Origin of the sequence: Endozoicomonas atrinae, from assembly GCF_001647025.1 — a bacterium.
GTDB lineage: Bacteria > Pseudomonadota > Gammaproteobacteria > Pseudomonadales > Endozoicomonadaceae > Endozoicomonas > Endozoicomonas atrinae.
The window spans coordinates 1-5,003 of the sequence record NZ_LUKQ02000325.1; the positions used below are offsets into that span (position 1 = coordinate 1).

A 5,003-nucleotide genomic window follows, 5' to 3' on the forward strand; every position below is an offset into this window, starting at 1 on the left:
ATTGTCCGTTCCATCAGTAGGCTGACTTTCCTGGCGAGCGATACCTCAGCTCGTTGATATTGATCTTCCGTCGTGGAAGTTTGAGCACCATCTGCTGGGCGATGGCGTAGCTGATCACCCGATCATCGAAGCAGCCTTCCTGGGCATTAGTGGCGCCGTTGTCTTCGATGACGTAGGTCTGGCACTCAGTAACAGTGTCCTTGTTGCAGATACCACTCTCACCATCCCGCAGCAGTGCTGCCAGGTGGTCGATCATTAACGGTTTGGATTTCGTGGTGGTCTGCCAGCCGAGGCGTTTGGTGCGCTTCTGGCTTCGCTGGTCCACGGTGGTTTCCATGTAGAGATTGGGGTACTTCAGGTCTTTCAGTTTGGTCAGGGTGGTGAGACCGTGGTTATTCCTCTCCACGCCGATCAGGGCATTGTGGTAGTAACGCCCCAGGTGATTAAGCATCTTGCCCAGATCGTCCGGAGCTACATGCCCATGCCAGTGCGCCACCTGATAGCCGTCACGGTCACACACGTCGATGGTTGAGTAATCACCGTGCTTGTGCTGGTCATTGGCCGGTGCCAGCCCTTCCGCCACATCCGATCCCACCACATACTGGGTAGCAGGTTTGGGATGCTCCCAGATCTGCAGCAAACCCGGCTTGTGCCGGTTGATGCCGTTGGGGGTCAGTTCAATGGACTGGGTTGGGGAGTAACACTCGACTTTGGCCGCTTCGGTGTGTTTGGGATCAAACACCGGGCGACCGGAAAACAGAAACGCCTCCTGGATATTGCAGGGGTATTCCTGTTTAAATTTGTCTTCGGATTTCAGCTCATAGATTTTCTGGCGACGCCACTGGAGCTGTTGATCATCCAGGTCATACTGCTGCTTCAGGTATCGTTCGTCGGTGTCGGCCGTGAAGTCGGCGGGGACTTCGCTGCGGTACTCGTCCTGCCAGAACCAAGGTATAAACACCAGTTCAAAATCACCGCGCCCAGCATCAGCGTCCATAACATAATCATAAAACACACCACCGACGCCATTAGCAGTGCTTTCCAGAATAACTTCGGTATTATTTTCATTGGGTACTGCCTGTAATACACCCGCCAGGTGTTCATCCGCATTGGGCCAGAACGCCACTTCCGATCCATGAAACAGCTGTGCCGTGGATGAACGACCGGCTCCTTTATTGCCAGCGGTGCCTACCCGATACCCGGAGTCGTGATAGAACTCCAACAGTTTGGAGCTCTTATTCTTCAGATCCCTCTGGGTAAACGGGGGCTGATTGTCGTGATACCGCTGCACCATATCAAACAGATTGGCGGTGGCATCCGCTTCATGGGTCAGGATATAAGCCCGCAACCCCTTGCGATTGCTCACCAGCCAGTAAAAGCGGCCTTCAGTATAGGTGGAGCAGCCCTGTTGTCTGCCCTTAAGCACCACAATTCTTACTTTGCCGGTGCGCCTTCTCTGGTCTTCGATCCGGCTGTCCAGGTACCGCTGAGCCTTGTTCAGCTGAAAGCGAATCACTCTGGCGCTTTTGGTGCGGATCTTCAGGCATTTGCGAGCATAGAACGTAAACTCGGTGAGCAGCCGCTCCCTGGCAGGCTTTTTACCGGGAGCTACCCGTCCTTTTCTTCCAGCCATTCGTCCAGCGTCGGTATCTTTTCCGCTACCACGGTCTGCTCATGGCGATCCCGCCAGTGGTAACGGTTTTTCATGTACATGATCAGCATGGCGGGGGAGACATCCTTGTTCATACCCAGCGCTCCCTGCATGTACTTCTCTTCCCAGAACACCTCCGCCAGCACATCTGCCTGGGTCACAGCTTCAGCAAATTCCTCATGCTTATCGATGTACGACAGAAATGTGTTGTAGCTGATCCCCATCTCCGTAGCGGTCGCTTTCCGGCTTAAACCGGTGCTCATCAGTGCCTTCACCTGGTCGCACATTTCCAGCTTGTATTTGCTGTGGTTGGCCATGGTCAAAAAAACTGCTTGATGGCAAAGGCGATGATGCCTGCCGTGGTGGTGGCCGCGATCCACTGAATCACGCTGCTGATGGTGGAGTTCTTCAGCACGGCTTTCTCAATGGTGTCCAGCCGTTCTTCACTGCGCTTTTCCCGAAGCGCAAGGTTCACCATGCGCTCATCGTGTTTGGCCAGGGTCTGCAGGATCTGGGTAATGCCATCCAGCTTCTGCTCGATCCGGTTGAACCGTTCTTCGTCTGCCATGGCTATCTCCTTGCCACGCCCTTCAGCTTTTCCAAGGTCCGGGCACCTCCCAAGCCCAGCAAACAAAGCAGTAAAGTAATCACCGTGCTGGTGTCCGCTGTGGGTAACTGCTGAACCACTTGGGCTTTATCCACAAGCATCAAACCGATGATCACTACATCACGAACAATCCAGGTCCAGGCCAGAATCAATACACAGAGCCAACCCAGTGCAGGCCGCCAGCCAGAGACAAAGACCGAGGGATGTTTGGCTTCTTCAATGTTGGCCATTGCCTGCAGGATATGGGGTTGCTGCAACTGATGATTCAACGAGGATTCAGCTTTGGCCCGCTCTTCATCGGATGTGAACAAAGCATCAAGTCCACCCATCAGCTCTTTGGCTACCCCTGCCATCGGGTTCAGTTTAATCATCGTCCACCAGCTCGAAGTGTGGGTAATCCTTAAACCGGTGATCCCTGATTTCACCATCCCGATCCCAGTCACCACCCCAGCGCAGTTTGATGCCCATCCCCTGGGCAATACCCAGAACAAAACCGGCAAAGTGTGCCGCTCGTTGATAATCGAACCAGTTGATGGGATAAGCCATCACATCCACCGCCTTACTGGGTAGCTCGTTGTGGTTACTGTCAGGCCATTGCAATTCCGACTTGCCACTTTCAAACGCCAGCGTCTGGGCAGCTTCACTTCGATGACCACAGATAATCGTGCAGTCGTAGTGCTCGATCACTTTATTGAAGACACGCTGAAGCCGCTCATCACAAGTCGACAAATGTCGCCTGGACGAAGCGGAAAAGTGAAACATGATGTCCCTTTTTTTAGTGGTTCAGTTTGGAGGTGCCAAACATAGAAAACCCGGCAATGAGAGCCGGGTTTCTTTGAAGGATTTACGCATGTGGAGAATCAATTTTTGGGACCTTTCCCAACCTAGAGTTTTACCGTACGTTTACTGACATTTTGAGTCAAGGTCAGTGGTCAGATGCTGTTCAACATCCATACTTTTGTGCAGGATACGAACCACTTGTATATGGGTCAGGCCTATCTGGCGATAAAATACAATGTGACTTCCCTGGGGAAATTTTCGATAGCCTGGACGAATGTTGTCACAAGGTTTGCCGGTCATTGGACTCTCGGCCAACCGATGGAAAGTATCATCCAACTGCTTCAGATAATGGTTCCTCTGCAGTCTTCCCCATCGCTTGATTATGTACCGGGCAATATCCTTCAAGTCGCTCACGGCTTTCCGGGTTAATTCGAAGGTATTCATTCCGGCAGTTCGCTATCTACCTCATCAATCAGGGATTGATAATCGTAATCGGCAGCTCCACTCTGCTCCCCTTCTATTATCAGGTTGCGCAGGATAGTCAGTTTGTTTTCCCGGTTCTCCAACAGCCGAAGTGCAGCCCTGACGACTTCACTGGCCGATCCGTACCGTCCACTTTCTATTTGACTGGCGATAAAGCCGTCGAAATGATCCCCCAGGGTGATACTGGTGTTTCTGGACATGACCTTCTTCCTTAGCCCGTATTAATACCAGTATATACCAATATCTGGTACTTTCGAGAACATCAACCCTACGAGAACCCTCCCAATTCGCCTACTCGTAACGGATACTGCCCGCCTGTTCCAGCAAGGACTGAGCCTCATCTTCGGCCTGCGTAATCCATTCACTGCACACCCGATTGCATGCTTGCTTCCAGCGATACACCGTCCGCTCACTTTTGCCGGTGATATCAAACCGCCCCTTTCGGGATCTCAATTGAGGATGCTGCAGTTCCACCATCAGCCAGAGCCTCAGCAACACCGGATTGCTGCGAATGGGTTTTGGCAGGCGTTCCTCACTGCGAAACCGGGACTGCATCCGCCGCCAGGCCATGAGCCGTTTCGGGTAATCGTCACTGTAACGGATGACCAGAACATCGTGTGACTCCGGGGTCATTCCCTGTTGCAACCGACTCTGCCAGAGACCATCATGCCCCAGTCGTTCATCCCGGCTACTGGCCTCACTGCCTGAGACCGTTTTCCGATAGCCAGAATTGATATCCCGATGCCAGCTGACGGAACTCATCATCAACTCCGGCGTCCCGAAGATGCGCAGCAGTGCCTGCTCCAGTGCCCGATACATATCCGTCCTCCTGTTGACTCACTTACCGGGGATAGCCTCACTTCCTGACGATTCGTTGTGATCGTTCACTCTCATCCCCGCTAATCGTTCTGAAAGTTGAAACGGCACTTTTTGGCTGACATCTGCTTCACAAACTCGTCCGCCTTGAGACTGCTGCTCCGCCATTCACCGTCCCAGTAATAGAGCCGGTTGTGCTTATCCAGCTTGTAATAGGTGCCCATCCAAAAGCCACTGGCTCCCTTGGGTGGTTGCATGGTTCATACTCCCTAATCCGCTAACCGACAAAACTCTGCCGGTATAATTCCACATCACTTCGGGTCTGTCGCACCAGCTCTTCCTCCTGCCCATATCGATGGACAAATCGGCTGGCGTTCACATGAATGGCATCGTCGTAAAACCGGTGATGCCCCGGGCACAACGGCATGGTGTCAAAGTGGCTGGCCCTGCGTCCCATGCCCGTCCCCTGTCGCTGATGATGCACTTCCGCCGGGACACCCGCCAGACCATTAATCCGGCAGGCAATGCAGCCCAGTTGAGCCACCACCTGCAGATAGTCACGCTCGCTGCGGGTCACAGGCCGTCTGCCATGCCTTGAGTTTACGGGCCAGGTAGCGCCGGTTGATTTTCAGCACAAACGCGGCTTCGGTCAGCGTCATCTCACGA

At 53.3% G+C, this 5,003-nt stretch carries 10 protein-coding genes; all 10 read right to left on the bottom strand.

The window, feature by feature from the left end; genetic code table 11:
• Positions 1-13: 13 nt before the first annotated feature.
• Positions 14-1,633 carry a terminase large subunit gene (locus AK963_RS25290; protein WP_066018152.1) on the bottom strand — a complete coding sequence of 540 codons (1,620 nt, stop codon included), beginning with the start codon at positions 1,631-1,633 and terminating at the stop codon, positions 14-16.
• Positions 1,609-1,968, bottom strand: coding sequence for a hypothetical protein (locus AK963_RS25295; protein ID WP_066018153.1), 360 nt, complete (start codon positions 1,966-1,968; stop codon positions 1,609-1,611). Before AK963_RS25295 ends, AK963_RS25290 begins: the two co-directional genes overlap by 25 nt.
• 2 nt (positions 1,969-1,970) lie before the next feature.
• Positions 1,971-2,219, bottom strand: a complete 249-nt coding sequence (locus AK963_RS25300; protein WP_066018154.1) for a hypothetical protein — start codon at positions 2,217-2,219, stop codon at positions 1,971-1,973.
• 2 nt (positions 2,220-2,221) lie between these two features.
• Positions 2,222-2,629, bottom strand: a complete 408-nt coding sequence (locus AK963_RS25305) for a 3TM-type holin (protein WP_066018155.1) — start codon at positions 2,627-2,629, stop codon at positions 2,222-2,224.
• On the bottom strand, positions 2,622-3,020 hold the full coding sequence (locus tag AK963_RS25310; RefSeq protein ID WP_066018156.1) for a M15 family metallopeptidase domain-containing protein: 399 nt from the start codon (positions 3,018-3,020) through the stop codon (positions 2,622-2,624). Before AK963_RS25310 ends, AK963_RS25305 begins: the two co-directional genes overlap by 8 nt.
• A 141-nt stretch (positions 3,021-3,161) precedes the next feature.
• Entirely contained in the window at positions 3,162-3,482 is a 321-nt protein-coding gene (locus AK963_RS25315) for a type II toxin-antitoxin system RelE/ParE family toxin (protein ID WP_066018157.1), read from the bottom strand.
• A complete protein-coding gene (locus tag AK963_RS25320) occupies positions 3,479-3,721 on the bottom strand; it encodes a type II toxin-antitoxin system ParD family antitoxin (RefSeq protein ID WP_066018158.1) in 243 nt (80 codons plus the stop codon). The genes AK963_RS25315 and AK963_RS25320 overlap by 4 nt, the downstream gene beginning before the upstream one ends.
• A gap of 91 nt (positions 3,722-3,812) precedes the next feature.
• Positions 3,813-4,340 carry a hypothetical protein gene (locus AK963_RS25325; RefSeq protein WP_066018159.1) on the bottom strand — a complete coding sequence of 176 codons (528 nt, stop codon included), beginning with the start codon at positions 4,338-4,340 and terminating at the stop codon, positions 3,813-3,815.
• Positions 4,341-4,420: 80 nt separating this feature from the next.
• Entirely contained in the window at positions 4,421-4,594 is a 174-nt protein-coding gene (locus AK963_RS33635) for a hypothetical protein (RefSeq protein WP_175404644.1), read from the bottom strand.
• A 20-nt stretch (positions 4,595-4,614) separates the two neighbouring features.
• A complete protein-coding gene (locus tag AK963_RS25330; protein WP_066018160.1) occupies positions 4,615-4,914 on the bottom strand; it encodes a Ref family recombination enhancement nuclease in 300 nt (99 codons plus the stop codon).
• Between the last annotated feature and the right edge of the window lie 89 nt (positions 4,915-5,003).

Coding starts and splice junctions, on each gene's coding strand:
- AK963_RS25290 (WP_066018152.1), bottom strand. CDS start 1,633: ATGGCTGGAAGAAAAGGACGGGTAGCTCCCGGTAAAAAGCCTGCCAGG.
- AK963_RS25295 (WP_066018153.1), bottom strand. CDS start 1,968: ATGGCCAACCACAGCAAATACAAGCTGGAAATGTGCGACCAGGTGAAG.
- AK963_RS25300 (WP_066018154.1), bottom strand. CDS start 2,219: ATGGCAGACGAAGAACGGTTCAACCGGATCGAGCAGAAGCTGGATGGC.
- AK963_RS25305 (WP_066018155.1), bottom strand. CDS start 2,629: ATGATTAAACTGAACCCGATGGCAGGGGTAGCCAAAGAGCTGATGGGT.
- AK963_RS25310 (WP_066018156.1), bottom strand. CDS start 3,020: ATGTTTCACTTTTCCGCTTCGTCCAGGCGACATTTGTCGACTTGTGAT.
- AK963_RS25315 (WP_066018157.1), bottom strand. CDS start 3,482: ATGAATACCTTCGAATTAACCCGGAAAGCCGTGAGCGACTTGAAGGAT.
- AK963_RS25320 (WP_066018158.1), bottom strand. CDS start 3,721: ATGTCCAGAAACACCAGTATCACCCTGGGGGATCATTTCGACGGCTTT.
- AK963_RS25325 (WP_066018159.1), bottom strand. CDS start 4,340: ATGTATCGGGCACTGGAGCAGGCACTGCTGCGCATCTTCGGGACGCCG.
- AK963_RS33635 (WP_175404644.1), bottom strand. CDS start 4,594: ATGCAACCACCCAAGGGAGCCAGTGGCTTTTGGATGGGCACCTATTAC.